The 18533-nt window shown below is 72.1% G+C and carries 8 protein-coding genes and 1 pseudogene; 7 read left to right on the top strand and 2 right to left on the bottom strand.

Annotated features, from left to right (window positions below; all coding sequences use genetic code 11):
- Positions 1 to 176: 176 nt before the first annotated feature.
- A pseudogene (locus ABZ622_RS05725) lies at positions 177 to 1178 on the bottom strand (ADP-ribosylglycohydrolase family protein); the annotation flags it as partial.
- A 319-nt stretch (positions 1179 to 1497) separates the two neighbouring features.
- Here ABZ622_RS05725 and ABZ622_RS05720 point away from each other — a divergent pair.
- The 6 genes from ABZ622_RS05720 to ABZ622_RS05695 all read left to right on the top strand — a co-directional run bounded on the left by ABZ622_RS05720 (position 1498) and on the right by ABZ622_RS05695 (position 11417).
- Complete coding sequence (locus tag ABZ622_RS05720; RefSeq protein WP_360540716.1) at positions 1498 to 2232, top strand: VIT1/CCC1 transporter family protein; 735 nt, start codon at positions 1498 to 1500, stop codon at positions 2230 to 2232.
- A 442-nt stretch (positions 2233 to 2674) separates the two neighbouring features.
- Positions 2675 to 7234, top strand: a complete 4560-nt coding sequence (gene gltB, locus ABZ622_RS05715) for a glutamate synthase large subunit (protein ID WP_360540714.1) — start codon at positions 2675 to 2677, stop codon at positions 7232 to 7234.
- Positions 7227 to 8687, top strand: coding sequence for a glutamate synthase subunit beta (locus ABZ622_RS05710; protein ID WP_360540712.1), 1461 nt, complete (start codon positions 7227 to 7229; stop codon positions 8685 to 8687). Before gltB ends, ABZ622_RS05710 begins: the two co-directional genes overlap by 8 nt.
- Positions 8688 to 8945: 258 nt before the next feature.
- Positions 8946 to 9896 (top strand): hypothetical protein, encoded by a 951-nt coding sequence (locus tag ABZ622_RS05705; RefSeq protein ID WP_360540710.1) that lies wholly within the window; start codon positions 8946 to 8948, stop codon positions 9894 to 9896.
- Positions 9897 to 9916: 20 nt separating this feature from the next.
- Positions 9917 to 10579: a hypothetical protein gene (locus ABZ622_RS05700; protein WP_360540708.1), complete on the top strand. Its 663-nt coding sequence runs from the start codon at positions 9917 to 9919 to the stop codon at positions 10577 to 10579.
- A complete protein-coding gene (locus tag ABZ622_RS05695) occupies positions 10560 to 11417 on the top strand; it encodes an inositol monophosphatase family protein (RefSeq protein ID WP_360540706.1) in 858 nt (285 codons plus the stop codon). Before ABZ622_RS05700 ends, ABZ622_RS05695 begins: the two co-directional genes overlap by 20 nt.
- Before the next feature lie 4 nt (positions 11418 to 11421).
- Here ABZ622_RS05695 and ABZ622_RS05690 read toward each other — a convergent pair whose 3' ends face one another.
- A complete protein-coding gene (locus ABZ622_RS05690) occupies positions 11422 to 12585 on the bottom strand; it encodes an SLC13 family permease (RefSeq protein WP_360541023.1) in 1164 nt (387 codons plus the stop codon).
- Positions 12586 to 12678: 93 nt separating this feature from the next.
- Here ABZ622_RS05690 and ABZ622_RS05685 point away from each other — a divergent pair, with 93 nt between their 5' ends.
- Positions 12679 to 18519, top strand: a complete 5841-nt coding sequence (locus tag ABZ622_RS05685; protein WP_360540704.1) for a TIR domain-containing protein — start codon at positions 12679 to 12681, stop codon at positions 18517 to 18519.
- The last annotated feature ends 14 nt before the right edge of the window (positions 18520 to 18533 follow it).

The raw sequence follows: 18533 nt of genomic DNA, 5'->3' as shown, positions 1-18533 counted from the left end.
ACCGTATCCGTGCGCCGGCGGGTCCGGGCCGGGCCCCCGTCGCCGGTGCCGCCGGCGCGCGTGTCGTCGGCACCGTGCGCCGGATCCGCCCCGTCCACCCCGTCCGGCATGTGCGCCGCCCCGTCCGTCCCGTCCGCCTTGCCCGCCTCACTCACCTGGCCCACCTCCTCCGCCTCGTCCGGAGTGAGCAACTCCGCGATTTCCAGGACGTGGTGACCCCGTATCGTCGGCAGACAGCTGCCCCGGACCGGGCCGATCGCGTCCCCCCAGTGCTGCGGAATCGCGGACGCCCCGTTCAGCGCGCCGGCCAGGGCCCCCGCCACCGCGGCCGTGGTGTCCGCGTCGCGGCCCATGTTGACCGCCGTGAGCACCGCCGTACGGAAGTCGCCGTGCGCCGCCGCGAACGCCCCGAAGGCCAGGCCCACCGCCTCGGGTGCCAGGTCCGTCCACGGGTAGCCACCGACCACCACCGCCGAGCGCACCGCGCGTTCCATGGTGAGCCGGTCGGGGTAGCCGCGCTGCGCGGCCGCCACCGCGCGCCGCAGCGAACGCGCCGTCCAGGAGTCCATGGGGACGACCGACAGCGCGGCGGCGATCACCGATGTGACCCCGGCACCCGTCATCGCGGCGGCCACCCCGGCCGCCACCGCCTGGCCGCCGTAGATGCCCTCCCCGTCATGGCTGACCCGCCCGTCCACCGCGACCAGCCGCGCCGCCTCGGCCGGCCGGCCGGCCGCGAAGACGCCGAACGGCGCCGCCCGCATGGCCAGGCCGTCGCTCCAGGCGTGCCGGTGCTGGGCGGAGATCGGGGCGGCGAGCCCCCGGCGCAGATTCTCCAGCGTTCCCCGCTCGCTGAACCCGGCACCTCGGAACGGCCCCTCGTCGAGATCGGCGATCCACAGGTGCCAGGCCCGCTCCACGTGTGTGACGGTCAGCGCGGAACCGTGCCGGGCGAGCAGCAGCCCGGAGAAGATCGCGTACTCGGTGTCGTCGGTGCCCGCGGGATCGTCGCTCACGAAGCCCTCGATCCGGCCCCAGCGGCGACGGATCTCCGAAGGCCGCAGGTTCTCCGCCGGTGCGCCCAGCGCGTCCCCGACCGCGAGTCCGAGCAGAGAGCCGCGGGCCCGGTCGGCCAGGTCTCCCCGGGGTGCCCCGCTCCGCCCCGCGCGTTCCGGCATCCCCGATTCCGCGCCGCCGGTCCGCGGCTCCGCCGGATTTCCTGCGATCAGCTCCATCGCGTCGACCCTCCGCTCGCACCGAGCCAGTTCTCGTCCTCCTCGATCTGTGCCACGCGGAGCGCCGACAGAGGCCGACAATCGCAACAAAAGGGCCAGTCGGATGACGCGTCAGAGCTACTGAGCCAGGCCGTACTTACCTGGTCAGGGACGGGGTAAGTACGGCCTGCCTTGCTGGCGGGAGCCGTTTTTCGTGCGTACTTTCGATGGTGTTGAGCGGGGGCGGAGCGCGGGAAACCCGCTGCCGGAGAAGGGGAGAGGCATGTCCATCATCGAGACCGACGCCGTACTGCACGAGGCGCATCGCGACAACCACACCCACCGTGATGTGAACGGCGGCTGGCTGCGTCCCGCGGTCTTCGGTGCCATGGACGGGCTGGTCTCCAACCTCGCGCTGATGACCGGCGTCGCGGGTGGTTCCGTCTCCCAGCAGACGATCGTGATCACCGGTCTGGCGGGCCTGGCCGCCGGCGCGTTCTCCATGGCGGCCGGCGAATACACCTCCGTGGCCTCGCAGCGTGAGCTGGTCGAGGCCGAACTCGACGTCGAGCGGCGGGAGTTGCGCAAGCACCCTAAGGACGAGGAGCGGGAGCTCGCCGAGCTCTACGAGTCCCGCGGCGTCGAGCCGGGGCTCGCCCGCGAGGTCGCGCGGCAGCTGTCGCGCGACCCGGAGCAGGCCCTGGAGATACACGCCCGCGAGGAGCTGGGCATCGACCCGGGCGATCTGCCCTCGCCGCTGGTCGCCGCGGTGTCGTCGTTCGGCGCGTTCGCACTGGGCGCCCTGCTGCCCCTGCTGCCGTATCTGCTCGGCGCGAGCGCGCTGTGGCCGGCCGTGCTGCTGGCGCTGGTCGGGCTGTTCGCCTGCGGCGCGGTGGTGGCCAGGGTGACGGCCCGCAGCTGGCTGTACAGCGGGCTGCGCCAGCTGGTGCTGGGCGGGGCCGCGGCCGCCATCACCTACGGACTGGGCACGCTGTTCGGCGTGGCCGTCGGGAGCTGACCGCACCCCGGACGCCGAAGGAACGGAACGTCGAAGGAACGGGCAGGCATCCCCGCAGGTGGGGGTGGCTGCCCGTAACGTGTCCGCCACCCGTGTGACGTACGTCTTGGTGAACGCCTCTGGGCGGAACGGCCGCCACGGGCTTAAAATGAGTCCCTATGCAGGGCTACACATAAGTAGCCGTTACTCGGCGGTTTCATTTCCTTTGCCGCCGGGCATGACCCGTAGACACCGCAGGCAACGACGCCTGCTCTCTGCGGTCCCCCTCGGGCGCCGATCCTCCGGCTGCGACCCACCCCCACCGTCTCGGACGGTGTCCGCATGTTGGAACGAGCTATCCGCTTCTTGAGAAGCGCCCCATCATGTAATCTGCACGAAATTTCGCAGAGGGCCAACGTCGTCCCTCGGCACTGCACATGCCACGACGACGACGGGAGAGCCAATGCGCATCGACGCCTGGTCGCCCATGGACGGTCGCCCCGCCCAGCAGGGGATGTACGACCCCCGTAACGAGCACGACGCCTGCGGTGTCGGGTTCGTGGCCACTCTGACCGGTGTGGCCAGCCATGAGCTGGTCGAGCAGGCGCTGACCGTGCTGCGCAATCTCGAACACCGCGGTGCCACCGGATCCGAGCCCGACTCCGGCGACGGCGCCGGGATCCTCCTCCAGGTACCGGACGCCTTCCTGCGCGAAGAGACCGCCTTCGAACTCCCCGAGGCCGGTGCCTACGCCGTCGGAATCGCCTTCCTGCCCGCCGACGACTCCACCGAGGCCGTCCGCAAGCTGGAGAAGACCGCCGCGGAGGAGGGCCTCAAGGTCCTCGGCTGGCGTCAGGTCCCCGTCACCCCCGGCATCCTCGGCAACGGCGCCCGCGCCACCATGCCCGAGTTCCGTCAGCTCTTCGTCGCGGACGGTGAGAGCACCGGCATCGCCCTCGACCGCAAGGCCTTCGTGCTGCGCAAGCGCGCCGAGCGGGAGACCGGGGTGTACTTCCCCTCGCTCTCCGCCCGCACGATCGTCTACAAGGGCATGCTCACCACCGGGCAGCTGGAGCCGTTCTTCCCGGACCTCTCCGACCGCCGCTTCGCCACCGCGATCGCCCTGGTCCACTCGCGGTTCTCCACCAACACCTTCCCGAGCTGGCCGCTCGCCCACCCGTACCGCTTCGTCGCGCACAACGGTGAGATCAACACGGTCAAGGGCAACCGCAACTGGATGAAGGCCCGCGAGTCCCAGCTCGCGTCGAGTCTCTTCGGTACGGCGCAGCTCGACCGGATCTTCCCCGTCTGCACCCCCGACGCCTCCGACTCCGCCTCCTTCGACGAGGTCCTGGAGCTGCTCCACCTCGGTGGCCGTTCGCTGCCGCACTCGGTGCTGATGATGGTTCCCGAGGCGTGGGAGAACCACGACTCGATGGACCCGTCCCGGCGCGCCTTCTACCAGTACCACTCCACGATGATGGAGCCCTGGGACGGCCCGGCCTGCGTCACCTTCACCGACGGCACCCAGGTCGGCGCGGTCCTGGACCGCAACGGTCTGCGCCCCGGCCGCTACTGGGTCACCGACGACGGTCTCGTCGTGCTCTCCTCCGAGGTCGGCGTCCTGGACATCGACCCCGCCAAGGTCGTCCGCAAGGGCCGCCTCCAGCCCGGCAGGATGTTCCTCGTCGACACCGCCGAGCGCCGCATCGTCGAGGACGACGAGATCAAGGCCGCCCTCGCCGCCGAGCAGCCGTACGGCGAGTGGCTGGAGACCGGCGAGATCGAGCTGGAGGACCTCCCCGAGCGGGAGCACATCGTGCACACGCATGCCTCCGTCACCCGCCGCCAGCAGACCTTCGGCTACACCGAGGAAGAGCTCCGCGTCATCCTCGCGCCGATGGCCCGCACCGCCGGCGAGCCGCTCGGCTCCATGGGCACGGACTCGCCGATCGCCGCGCTGTCCGAGCGCCCCCGGCTGCTCTTCGACTACTTCACCCAGCTGTTCGCCCAGGTCACCAACCCGCCGCTGGACGCCATCCGCGAGGAGCTCGTCACCTCGCTGCGCTCCACGCTGGGCCCGTCGGGCAACCTGCTGGAGCCGACCGCCGCGTCCTGCCGCAGCGTCACGCTGCCGTTCCCGGTGATCGACAACGACGAGCTGGCCAAGCTGATACACATCAACGCCGACGGCGACATGCCGGGCATGAAGGCCGCCACGCTCTCCGGTCTCTACCGGGTCGGCGGCGGCGGCGACGCGCTGGCCGCGCGGATCGAAGAGATCTGCACCGAGGTCGACGCCGCCATCGAGGACGGCGCCCGCCTGGTCGTCCTCTCCGACCGGCACTCCGACGCCGAGCACGCCCCGATCCCGTCGCTGCTGCTCACCTCGGCCGTCCACCACCACCTCATCCGCACCAAGCAGCGCACCCAGGTGGGGCTGCTGGTCGAGGCCGGGGACGTCCGCGAGGTCCACCACGTCGCGCTGCTCATCGGCTACGGCGCCGCCGCGGTCAACCCGTACCTGGCGATGGAGTCCGTCGAGGACCTGGTCCGCGCCGGTACGTTCATCGAGGGCATCGAGGCCGAGCAGGCCATCCGGAACCTGATCTACGCGCTCGGCAAGGGCGTCCTGAAGGTCATGTCCAAGATGGGCATCTCGACGGTCGCCTCCTACCGGGGCGCCCAGGTCTTCGAGGCCGTCGGCCTGGACGAGGACTTCGTCGCGAAGTACTTCAACGGCACCGCCACCAAGATCGGCGGCGCCGGCCTCGACGTCGTCGCCAAGGAGGTCGCCGCCCGGCACGCCAAGGGCTACCCCGCCTCCGGCATCTCCGCCTCGCACCGGGCGCTGGAGATCGGCGGCGAGTACCAGTGGCGCCGCGAGGGCGAGCCGCACCTGTTCGACCCGGAGACGGTCTTCCGCCTCCAGCACGCCACCCGTAACAAGCGCTACGACATCTTCAAGAAGTACACCGACCGGGTGAACGAGCAGTCCGAGCGGCTGATGACGCTCCGTGGTCTGTTCGGCTTCAAGTCGGACCGCGAGGCGATCTCCGTCGACGAGGTCGAGTCCGTCTCCGACATCGTCAAGCGCTTCTCCACCGGCGCCATGTCGTACGGCTCGATCTCCCGCGAGGCGCACGAGACCCTCGCCATCGCCATGAACCAGCTGGGCGGCAAGTCCAACACCGGCGAGGGCGGCGAGGACGCCGACCGGCTCTACGACCCGGCGCGCCGCTCGTCCATCAAGCAGGTCGCCTCCGGCCGCTTCGGGGTGACCAGCGAGTACCTGGTCAACGCGGACGACATCCAGATCAAGATGGCGCAGGGAGCCAAGCCCGGTGAGGGCGGCCAGCTGCCCGGCCACAAGGTCTACCCCTGGGTCGCGAAGACCCGGCACTCCACCCCGGGCGTCGGCCTGATCTCGCCGCCGCCGCACCACGACATCTACTCCATCGAGGATCTGGCCCAGCTGATCCACGACCTCAAGAACGCCAACCCGGCGGCCCGCATCCACGTAAAGCTGGTCTCCGAGGTCGGCGTCGGCACGGTCGCCGCCGGTGTCTCCAAGGCACACGCGGACGTCGTCCTGATCTCCGGCCATGACGGCGGAACGGGCGCCTCCCCGCTCACCTCCCTGAAGCACGCGGGCGGCCCCTGGGAACTCGGCCTCGCCGAGACCCAGCAGACCCTGCTGCTCAACGGCCTGCGCGACCGCATCGTCGTACAGACCGACGGCCAGCTGAAGACCGGCCGCGACGTCGTCATCGCCGCACTGCTGGGCGCCGAGGAGTTCGGTTTCGCGACCGCGCCGCTCGTCGTCTCCGGCTGCGTCATGATGCGCGTCTGTCACCTGGACACCTGCCCGGTCGGCATCGCCACCCAGAACCCGGTCCTGCGCGACCGGTTCTCCGGCAAGGCCGAGTACGTCGTCAACTTCTTCGAGTTCATCGCCCAGGAAGTCCGCGAGATCCTCGCCGAACTCGGCTTCCGTACGATCGAGGAGGCCGTCGGCCACGCCGAGCTGCTCGACACCGACCGTGCGGTCACGCACTGGAAGGCGCAGGGCCTCGACCTGAAGCCGCTCTTCCACGTCCCCGAGCTGCCCGAGGGCGCGGTCCGCCACGCGCGGACCGAGCAGGACCACGGCCTGTCCAAGGCGCTCGACAACGAGCTGATCAGGCTCGCCGCCGACGCCCTGAACGCGGACAGCGCCGAAGCCGCCCAGCCGGTCCGGGCCCAGATCGCGATCCGCAACATCAACCGGACCGTCGGCACCATGCTCGGCCACGAGGTGACGAAGAAGTTCGGCGGCGCCGGTCTGCCGCAGGACACCATCGACATCACCTTCACCGGCTCCGCGGGCCAGTCCTTCGGCGCGTTCGTGCCGAGCGGTGTGACGCTCCGCCTGGAGGGCGACGCCAACGACTACGTCGGCAAGGGCCTCTCCGGCGGCCGCGTCATCGTCCGCCCGGACCGCGGCGCCGACCACCTCGCCGAGTACTCCACCATCGCGGGCAACACCATCGCCTACGGTGCCACCGGCGGCGAGCTGTTCCTGCGCGGCCGCACCGGTGAGCGGTTCTGCGTCCGCAACTCCGGCGCCACGGTCGTCTCGGAGGGCGTGGGCGACCACGGCTGCGAGTACATGACCGGCGGCCACGCCGTCGTCCTCGGCGAGACCGGACGCAACTTCGCCGCGGGCATGTCGGGCGGTGTCGCGTACGTCATCGACCTGAACCGCGACAACGTCAACGCCGGCAACCTCGGCGCGGTCGAGGAACTCACCGACACCGACAGGCAGTGGCTGCACGACGTGGTGCGCCGCCACCAGGAGGAGACCGGATCCACGGTCGCCGAGAAGCTCCTGGCCGAGTGGGACGCCGCGGTGGCCCGCTTCAGCAAGATCATCCCGTCCACCTACAAGGCAGTGCTCGCCGCCAAGGACGCCGCTGAGCTCGCCGGTCTCTCCGAGCAGGAGACCACCGAGAAGATGATGGAGGCGGCGACCAATGGCTGACCCCAAGGGCTTCCTGACCACCGGGCGCGAGGTCGCCGAGACCCGCCCCGTGGGCGAGCGCGTCAAGGACTGGAACGAGGTCTACGTTCCGGGCTCGCTGCTCCCGATCATCAGCAAGCAGGCCGGCCGCTGCATGGACTGCGGCATCCCGTTCTGCCACAACGGCTGCCCGCTCGGAAACCTCATCCCCGAGTGGAACGACTACGCCTACCGCGAGGACTGGTCGGCCGCGTCCGAGCGCCTGCACGCCACGAACAACTTCCCGGAGTTCACCGGGCGGCTCTGCCCGGCCCCGTGCGAGTCGGCGTGCGTGCTCGGCATCAACCAGCCGGCCGTCACCATCAAGAACGTCGAAGTCTCCATCATCGACAAGGCGTGGGACAGCGGCGACGTCACCCCGCAGCCGCCCGAGCGGCTTTCCGGCAAGACCGTCGCCGTGATCGGCTCGGGCCCGGCGGGCCTCGCCGCCGCCCAGCAGCTGACCCGGGCCGGCCACACCGTCGCCGTGTACGAGCGCGCGGACCGCATCGGAGGTCTTCTCCGGTACGGCATCCCCGAGTTCAAGATGGAGAAGTCGCACATCAACCGCCGCATCGAGCAGATGCGCGCGGAGGGCACCAAGTTCCGCACCGAGACGGAGATCGGCCGGGACGTCGACGCCGCCAGGCTCCGCCGCCGCTACGACGCGGTCGTCATCGCCGCGGGCGCCACCGTCTCGCGCGACCTGCCCGTCCCGGGCCGTGAGCTGAACGGCGTGCACTTCGCCATGGAGTACCTGCCGCTGGCCAACAAGGTGCAGGAGGGCGACCTGACGGTCTCCCCGATCACCGCCGAGGGCAAGCACGTCGTCGTGATCGGCGGCGGCGACACCGGCGCCGACTGCGTCGGCACCGCCCACCGCCAGGGCGCGCTCTCCGTCACCCAGCTGGAGATCATGCCCCGGCCGGGCGAGGACCGGAACGCCAACCAGCCCTGGCCGACGTTCCCGATGCTCTACAAGGTCACCTCCGCGCACGAGGAGGGCGGCGAGCGGGTCTACTCCGTCTCCACCACCCACTTCGAGGGCGACGACGACGGCAATGTCCAGGCGCTGCACCTGGTCGAGGTGGAGCTCAAGGACGGCAAGTTGGAGCAGAAGCCCGGCACCGAGCGGAAGATTCCCGCGCAGCTGGTCACCCTCGCCATGGGCTTCACCGGCACCGACCAGGCCAACGGTCTGGTCCAGCAGTTCGGCCTGGAGCTCGACGAGCGCGGCAACGTCGCGCGCGACGCGGACTACGCCACCAACGTCGACGGAGTCTTCGTCGCCGGTGACGCCGGCCGCGGCCAGTCCCTCATCGTGTGGGCCATCGCCGAGGGCCGCTCCGCGGCCCGCGGAGTGGACCGCTTCCTGACCGGAGCCAGCGCCCTGCCGGCCCCGATCCGCCCGACGGACCGTTCGCTGACGGTCTGATCACGGCACACACAGACGTCCCGCACAACGGCGTGCGGAACTGAACGCGGCGCCTGCCCGTCCCCGACCGGACGATTCGGCAGGCGCCGTGGCGCGTCCGGGGCCGGTCCGTGAGGGAGGCAGCTCGCGACCGACCGGGGCCGGTCCGTGGGGGAGGGGGCTCACGGGCCGCGGCCGTGAGCCCCTCATACCCCCTGGCGGCCCACCGCCCCGTTCTCCTACGATCTGGAGGGCATTCCACGGGGGAGGAGCATGCCCATGACTGCGCGCGGACGGCGCCTGGAGCAGTCCGTCGCCTGGATCCTGAAGAACATCGACGTCGTCATCGCCGCGAGCGTCGCGCTGACCATCGGTTTCCTGGACATCTTCGGCGACGTGATCTCCAGCGACGTGTCGTCCGGCGCCACGTTGGTGGTCCTCGGTGCTCTGGCACTCGGCTCGATAGTGGAACGGCTGCGCCAGCCGGCCGCGATCCAGGACGCGATGGCCGGCACCCGCCGCGCGCTGGAGGACCTCACCATGGTGCGCTCCCTCGCGGGCAACGAGGTCGCCGAGGCGCTGCGCACCGCCCGGCAGCACACCAACCTCTGGTACTTCAAGGGCGGTACCGGAACCTACCTGCGGGCCGTCACCCTGCCCCAGTGCGTCGCCACCGCCAGGGAGCAGCGCTCCCAGCTCACGATGAAGATCGACATCATCAACCCGGCCGACGAACGGATCTGCCAGGCGTACGCCAGGTTCCGGCAGATGTTCGCCGGCCGGACCCTCACCGGGCACCCCGGACACTGGACGACCGACAGGGTCCGCAAGGAGTCGTACGCGACGGTCCTGGCCGCCTGCTGGTACCAGGGCAGACTCACCACCCTGGACATCTCGGTGCACCTCTCCGCCGCCGTGCCCACGCTCCGCTTCGACCTGTCCGAGTCCTGCCTGATCGTCACCCAGGACGACACATCGCGGGTGAACCTCCTGGTGGAACGACGACAGCCGCTCTACGACTACTACGTCACCGAACTCCACCAGAGCCGGGAACAGGCCGTCGCGATCCCGATCCGCACCGACGCGCCACTGAGCGAGGAACCCACGGTCGACGAGACCCGCGGTCTCTTCGAGGCACTGGATCTGCCCCTGCCCCGTACGTTCACCGACAGCGACATCGGCGAAATCATCGTCAAGGCACTGCACGCGGAGGACCCCTACCGGAGGTGAGGCGCCGCCGGCGCGATCCCATGGACTACGACGAGCTGGAACGGGCCCTCGTGGACGGCGGCCGGAGCCCCGCCGACGCCCGCGGCCACACGGTCGACGCGCTCACCGACGTCGCCACCGGCGTTCGCGTACTGCGTGCCGTCCGCCATCCGCTGGGCTTCCTCTGTCTGCCGGTGCTGCGCGACGGACCGCGGGGAATCTGCGTCCACCTCTTCGATCCGGGCTACGGCGCGGAACCGGACACCGCGGCATGGCACGCCCACAGCTGGGAGCTGCGCAGCCACGTCCTGTACGGCAGGGTCGCCAACGTTCCGGTGCGGGTCAGCGCGGCCACCGCCCGGCCCACCCACCGGATATTCGAGGTGCGCAGCGGTCCCGGCGGCGTCGACGAGATCGTGCCCACCACCGAGCTGGTCCGCGGCGAACCGGGGCGTGCGCACATCAGCGGCCGCGGGGAGACGTACACGCTCACCGCGGGGGAGTTCCACGCCACCTCCGTCGCGGACCCGGCCCCGGCGGCCACGCTGGTGCTGGGCCGTTCGGTGCCCGGCGGCGCGGACCTGTCGCTCGGTCCCCTCGACGGCCCCGCGCGCACCATGACCCGCGGACTGTGCGACGAGAAGCAGACGACGGAGCTGGTCCGTACGGCACTCAGGAGGATCGATGGCCGCATCAGCGCCTGACCCGGACCCCGCGAGCCCGTACGAGCACGAACGGACGGTGGCGGTGGCCGCGGCCGAAGCGGCCGGGACCGTGCTCCGGGAGCACTTCCGGGCGCCCATGACGGTCCGTACGAAGAGCGCGTCCGGGGACGTCGTGACCTCCCTGGACCTCGCGGCCGAGGAGGTGGTGCTCGGCAGACTGCGGCGGCACTTCCCGCACGACCGGATCCTGTCGGAGGAAGCCGGACTGCTCGACGGCGGCAGCCGCCGCACCTGGCTGGTCGATCCGCTGGACGGCACCAACAACGTGGCCATCGGCCTGCCGGCGTACGTCGTCGGCATCGCACTGTGCGTGGCCGGAGCGCCCGTGCTCGGCGTGATCCACGAACCGCTCACCCGCCGCACCTGGCACGCGGTCTCCGGCCGGGGCGCGCACGGTGAGTCCGGCCCGCTCACCGGCCCGGACGGAACCCTGCCCGCGACCGGACCGGTCATCGCCTGGACCCAGGGGTACGGGGTGGGCCGGGCCGACGCCGTCGCCACCGGACTCCGCCGGCACCTGGAGCTGGGCTGCCGCCGGGTGCTCCAGCTGTGGGCCCCGCTGCTGGGCTGGAGCATGCTGGCCCGGGGCACCATCGACGGATTCGTCGGATACCGTGCCGAGGGCCTCGACCTGCCCGCCGGGGCGCTGCTCGCCGCCGAGTCGGGGGTGCACCTGCGGACGCTGCGCGGCGAGGTGTTCCGGCCCGAGGACACCGGACGGGGCGACGGACACAGCTTTGTCGCCGCTCGTGCCGACGCGCTCGACTACCTGCTCGCACAGGTGGATTCGGCGGCCCGTCCGGACCCGCCCGGATGAGGCCTCAGAGGACCAGCGCCAGCGCGCAGGTGGTGGCGAGCGTCCCCGTCACCGACAGCACCAGACCGGTCAGCACGAAGCGCCCGGTGCGGATCCGGGTCCCGTGCCACCGGCACCGCTCGAACCACAGCAGGGTCGCCAGCGACGCCCACGGGGTGATGACGGGCCCCGCGTTGACCCCGACCAGCAGCGCGAGCAACTGGTCGTGGTTGGCCACCGGGATGACCGCCTCGCCCGCCACGTAGGCCGGAAGGTTGTTCAGCACATTGGACAGCCCCGCGCCCACGCCGGCCGACCGCAGCATGCCCACGAGACCGTCGTCCGATCCCAGCGCCCGTCCCAGCAGATCGTGCAGACCGTGCGCGCTGACCGTCTCCACCACCAGGAACATGCCGGGGACCAGCACCAGCAGCCGCCACGGGACCAACGACAGCCGTACCTCCTCCCGCCGCCGCACCGCGAAGGCCGCCACCACCACCAGCATCGCGACCAGCGAGGCCGACCACAGCGGTACGTCCACGACCAGGATCGCCAGCAGGAATCCACCGCACGCCACCGAGCAGATCCGCAGCAGCACCGGATCGTCCGGCGCGGGCACCGCGGGCGGGACGTACCGGTCCGCGCCCCGCCGGCCGCGCCGCCAGTAGAAGATCCACAGACACAGCGACGTCACCCCGACCGAGACCAGCTGGGGCAGCCACATCACCGCCGCCAGACCGGACGGCGACAGCGCCACCCGGTCCGCCGCCAGCAGATTGGTCAGGTTCGACACCGGCAGCAGCAGGCTCGCGGTGTTCGCCAGCCACACCGTCGTCATCGCCAGCGGCACCGCCGCGATGCCCACCCGTGCCGCCAGCGCCAGCATCACCGGAGTGAGCAGGACCGCGGTGGTGTCCAGGTTCAGGGTGATGGTGGTGAGTGAGGCGAAGACCACACAGAGCCCGAAGAGCAGCGGATACCGGCCCCGGCCGGCCCGCGCCACCCAGGACGCCACCACATCGAAGACCTGCGCCCGGCCCGCCAGTTCGGCCATCACGATCACGGTGGCGAGAAACACCAGCAGCGGACCGATGCGCCGCATCTGCTCGGCCGCCGGATCGGCGGGCAGCAGCCCGGTCGCCACCGCCGCCACTCCCAGCACGAGCAGCCCGCCCGCGAGCCAGTCCAGTGGATGCAGCCGCCGCACGACGGACCGTGCACCGGCGCCTTCGGACTGCCCGTCACGCAGACGCCGCAAGGGGAGATCTCCTACCATGGACCCATGGTGGCAGACGGTGAGCTGGGTTTATCGGCAAGTGAGTTCGATTTCTTCATCAGCTACTCCCCGGCCGACGAACAGTGGGCCGCCTGGATAGCGTGGTCGCTGGAATCCGCCGGGTACCGCACCGTCGTACAGGCCTGGGACTTCGTCCCCGGAACCAATTTCATCGACTACATGGACCGCGGGGTCAGCGAGTCCGCCGCCGTCATCGCCGTCCTCTCCCGCCACTACGAACGCTCGACCTACGGCCGCATGGAATGGCAGGCCGCGCTGCGCGCCGCCCCCGAGGACCCGGAACGCCGGCTGCTGACCGTACGGGTCGACGACATCCCGATCGAGGGGCTCCTGGCCACCATCACCTACGTGGATCTGGTCGGGGTCGCCGATGCCGACACCGCCCGTTCCCTGCTGCTGACCCGGGTGGGACAGGCCATGGACGGGCACGCCAGGCCGGCCCGCCGCCCCGGATACCCCGGCTCGGGGCCCGGCGGACCCGCCACCGGCCCGGACCCGTATCCCCCCGGCCCGAACCCCCTCGCCGCCCGCACCTCCGGCCGGTCGGGCCGCCGCAGGCCCGCCCGCGCCCCCGGATTCCCGCCCGCCGCGGCGGCGGCCGCGGCCCGCGAGACGGTCACCGTCCTGCACCTCGCCGGCCCCGACTTCGGACGCGGCAGGGAACCCGACACCCTCAGCCGGCAGATCCGCGGCGACATCGTCGAACTCCGGGACGCCGGAGCACCCGCCCCCGATCTGCTGGTCGTCACCGGCGACCTCACCTCCTCCGGCAGCCCCCGCGAATGCGACCAGGCGCTCAGCTTCCTCACCGCGATCCGCTCACAACTCGACCTGCCGCCGCAACGAGTGATGGTGGTCCCCGGCGCCCAGGACGTGAACCAGGCTGCCTGCCGCGGCTACTTCCACAGCTGCGAGGCGGACGAGGTCGCACCGCAGCCCCCGTACTGGCCCAAATGGCGCCACTACACCCGGCTCTTCCGCAGTCTGTACCACGGCCTGGACGTCGTGTTCGACAGCGACCAGCCCTGGACCCTGTACCCGGTGCCCGAACTCAACACGGTGGTCGCCGGGTTCAACTCCTCCATGGCCTTCAGCCACCGCCCCGACGATCAGTACGGCGCCGTCGGCCGGGACCAGGCCGCCTGGTTCGCCGACGCGCTGCGCGGCTACGAGGAGCAGGGCTGGCTGCGCCTCGGGGCCCTGCGCCACCCGCTCACCGCCGCCCGCCACCGCGCCGACGCCGCCGGCGGCCCCGGCGCGCTGCGCGACGCGGACGCCCTTGCCCGGCTGGCCGGCCCCCGGCTCAACCTGCTGCTGCACGGCCCCACCGGAGGCCCCCGCACCACCGACGCCGAACCGGGCCACCACACCGTCACGGCGGGCTCCGGCGAACTGCCCGTGTTCGGCGCGGCCGCCCCCGCCGGCTTCCAGCTCCTGCAGATCGCCGCGGACGGCGTCACCCGCTGGGACGGCCGCACCACCGCCACGGACCCCGTCCGGATTCCCGGAACATGGCGCGGCACCGGCCGGGTCTTCCCGGCCGGCGACCCGGCCGCCACCGCCCCGACGGCCCCCGACTTCGACCAGCCGGCCGCCGACGCCTCCGGCGACTCGCTCACCGACCGAGTCAAGGAGATCTGCCGGGCCCGCAGGGACGGCGTACTCCTGCGCGACATCCCCCGCCGCGACCCCGCCGACATGGCCCAGATCATGGCCACCTGGCAGGAGGACGGAGTGGTGCGCCAGCAGCGCATCGCCGTCCACCCCACCACCCCCACCGAACCCGAACTCGACCGCTTCGTCGCCCGGGCGCACGCCGCCGGACCGGCCACCGACGCCATGGTCGTCTACGCGGGCGACGCCCCGGACCCGGCACTGCGCGAGCGCGCGGCCTCCCGGCCCGTCCGCATCCGGCTGCGCAGCTTCATCGAATTCCAGGGACTGCTGGACCTGCGCGAATACGTCGCCGCCCAGACCGCCCGGCTGAACAGCAGCGATCAGTACCCGCCCGCCCGCTACCTGCCCCAGCGCTACCGCGACGCCGACCGGTCCGAGAACACCGAACACCACGGACTCGTCGAGGATCTCATCGACCTCCTGGAGAGCGACCAGGGACGGTTCCTGCTGCTCCTCGGCGACTTCGGCCACGGCAAGACCTTCGCCCTGCGCGAACTCGCCCGGCGCATCCCCGAACAGCTTCCCCACCTCGTCCCGCTGCTCATCCCGCTCAACGCCCTCGACCGTGCCCACAGCCTCGAAGGCCTGGTCGCCGCCCACCTCGCGGGCCACGGCGTCGACACCATCGACCTGCGGGCACTGCGCTACATGCTCGCCCAGGGCCGTGTCGTCCTGCTCTTCGACGGCTTCGACGAACTCGTCAACCGGGTCAGCTACCACCGCGCCGCCGACCACCTGCAGGTCCTCCTCGACGCGGCGGTGGACCGGGCGAAGATCGTCGTCAGCAGCCGCACCCAGCACTTCAAGTCCCACGACCAGATCCTCACCGCCCTCGGCGAACGCGTCGGACTGCTGCCCCAGCGCCGGATTCTCGCCGTCCAGGGATTCACCCCCGACCAGGTGCGCTCCTACCTCGTCCGGGTCTTCGGCGACGAGGAGACCGCCGAACAGCGCTTCCAACTGCTGTGCAACATCCCGGACCTGCTCGCGCTGTGCGGCAACCCGCGACTGCTCTCCTTCGCCTCGCTGCTCAGTCAGGACCGGCTGCGGGCCGTCGCCGGAGCGGGCCACGCGCTCAGCCCCGCCCGGCTCTACGAAGACGTCTTCACCTCCTGGATCGACCACGAAGAACGGCGCGGCCAGGGCGGAGCCGGCGCGGCCCCCGGCCTCGGCGCCGCCGCCCTGTGGTCCGCCGTCACCGCGCTCGCCCTGCACCTGTGGGAGTCCGGCCGGACCGCACTGCGCCTGGACGAACTGGCCGAGACCGTGGCCGCCGCTCTCGGCGGACTCACCGGCCCGGCACTCCCGACCGCGGCCCTCTCCTCCGACGAGCAGGCCCAGGCGGTCGGCGCCGGCAGCCTGCTGGTCCGCAGCGACGACGGCGTGTTCCAGTTCATCCACGGCTCCGTACTCGAATGGCTGGTCGCCAGGGAGGCCGCGAACCGGCTGGGCCAGGGCGACGACAGGCTGCTCGCCGCCCGCCCGTTCAGCCGTCTCGCCATCGAATTCCTCTGCGACCTCGCCGACCACGAGACCTGCGCCGGCTGGGTCCGCGACACGCTCGCCCCGGACGGCCCCGCCGTGAGCGAGGCGGCCCGCGGCAACGCCCTGCGCGTCGGCGACCGGCTCCGGGTTCCGGCCGGAGCCGACCTGCGCGGGGCCAGGCTGGCCGGTGAGGACCTGTCCTACCGGGACTTCTCGGGGGCCGACCTGTCCGGAGCCGTCCTGACCGACGCCCGGCTCACCGGGACGGACCTGTCCGGCGCCGTGCTCCGCGACGCCACCCTCGCCGGGGCCAGGCTCGACCACGCCGCCCTCCGCGGCGCGGACCTCACGGGCGCCGACCTCACCGGCAGCAGGCTCACCCGCGCCGACCTCACCGGCGCGGAACTCGCCGGGAGCCGCTGGAACCGGGCCGCGCTGATCGCCCCGGTCTGGGACGACGCCGTACGGACGGCCCCCGAACTGCGGGTCGCGGCCATCGCCCCCGGCATGCCCGTCGAAGCCGGCTACCGCCCGTCCGCGGTCGGCGTGCCCTACGGCTTCGACACCCGGACCAGCAGGCTCCCGGAACCCATCGCCTTCAGCCCCGACGGAGAGCTCCTCGCGGTCGGCAGCGAGGACGGCGGCGTACTGATCTGCGACGCGGAGACCGGCATGGCCCTGCGCACGCTCCAGGGGCACTCGGGCCGGGTGTACGCGGTGAAGATCGCCGGGGACACCGTCGCGACCGGCTGCTCCGACGGCACCGTACGCCTGTGGGACCCGGTCTCCGGGGCCTGCCGCCACCGGCTGGAGGTGCATCCGGGCGGGGTGTGGCCGGTCGTGCTCGACCGGGACGGCACCCTGCTCGCCACCGGTGACCGCGAGGGCATGGTCACGGTCTGGTCCGTGGCCACCGGGCAGCCGGTGCACCGGCTGCCCGGACACACCGCCCCCGTCTACACGGCCGTCTTCGCACCCGGCGGGGACACCCTGATCACCGGGGACGCGGCCGGCCGCGTCCGGCGCTGGAACCTCTCCGACGGGGCCTGCGCGGGAGAGCTGACGGGCCATCAAGGCACCGTGTACCGGGCGAGGTTCAGCCCCGACGGCACACTGCTGGCCACCGCCGACCAGGGCGGCCCGCACGGCGGCACGGTACGGATATGGCGGGCCGACGACGCCCGGCTGCTGCACACCTTCACCGGCCACACCGGGCGCGTCTACGCCCTCGACTTCCACCCCGGGGGAAACCTGCTCGCCACCGGCGACACCGACGGGCAGGTCCGGCTCTGGGACCCGGTCGTCGGTACGCCCGCGGGCGTCATGGAACGCTGCACGGGCGCGGTCTATGTGGTGCTGTTCGACCCCACCGGACAGCTGCTCGGCTCCTGCGACAGCGACGGCAAGGTCCGGCTGTGGAAGGTGTCGGGCCAAGCCCGCACGGGCCGCACCGTCACCCTCCACGACCGGCAGCCCACCGCACACCGGGGCTCCGCCTGGGCCTGCGCCTTCCGCCCCGGCGACCGCAGGCTCCTGACCGTCGGCAACGACGGCGGCGCCCAGATCTGGGACGCCGACACCGGGCAGGGCCGCCGCATCCTGCGCGGCCACGGCCGCCGGGTCACCGGGCTCTCGTTCAGCGCCGACAGCTCACTGCTCGCGGCCACCGGCAACGACGGCGCCGTACGGCTGTGGGAGACCCGGACGGGACAGTGCGCCGACGAACTGACGGGCCGCAGCAACCATCTCGTCTCCGCCTTCTTCAGCCCTGCCGAGGACATCCTCGCCACCGTCAGCAACGACGGCGACATCCAGCTGCGCAGCGCCGTGGGCGGGGCGCATCTGCGTGAACTGGACGCCGAGACCGAGCACATCTGGGCCGGCGCGTTCAGCGCCGACGGCACCCTGATCGCCACCGCGAACGACGACGACACCGTCCGCCTCTGGTACCGCTCCACCGGGGCACCCGTCGTCACCCTGTCCGAACACCGGGGCAGGGTCAGGTCCATCGCCTTCGGCTCCGGCGGCCCGCCCACCCTCGCCACCGGCTGCGACGACGGAGCCGTACGTCTGTGGCGGGCCGACACCGGCGAACTCCTGACGGAGCTGCGCGAGCACACCGACCGCGTGTACGGGGTGGCCTTCGGCGGCGGCGGCGACTGGCTGGCCACCGCGGGCTGGGACGGCCTGGCGGCCGTCTGGCGGGACGGCGCCCCGGCGCTGCGGCTGACCGGTCACACGGGCAAGCTCTGGACCGTCGCCGCCCATCCCGTACGGCCGCTGCTCGCCACGGCGGGCGACGACCGCACGGTCGGCCTGTGGCACGCGGAGACGGGCGAACGGATCGCGGTACTCACCGGCCCCACCGGACGGATCCTCTCGCTCGTGTTCAGCCCGGACGGCCGCACCCTGGCCGGTGCGGGCGCGGACGGCACCGTACGGCTGTGGGACCTGCCGCCGGACGGCTCGGTTCCGGTGCCCACGGCCACGCTCATCGGGCTGCCCGGCGGCTGGGCGACGCTGACCCCGGCGGGCGGATACAAGTACGACGGGGACGCCGCAGGTGAGTTCTGGCACGTGGTGGGCATGACCCGGTTCGCCCCCGGCGAGCTGGACGCCCACCTGCCCGGAGTGCACCGGCTGGCGCCGGGCGAGCCGCTCTAGGGCGCCCGGCGGAT

This window comes from Streptomyces sp. NPDC007164 (assembly GCF_040634135.1).
Classification (GTDB): domain Bacteria; phylum Actinomycetota; class Actinomycetes; order Streptomycetales; family Streptomycetaceae; genus Streptomyces; species Streptomyces sanglieri.
This window is presented reverse-complemented; position numbering and strand designations above follow the sequence as displayed.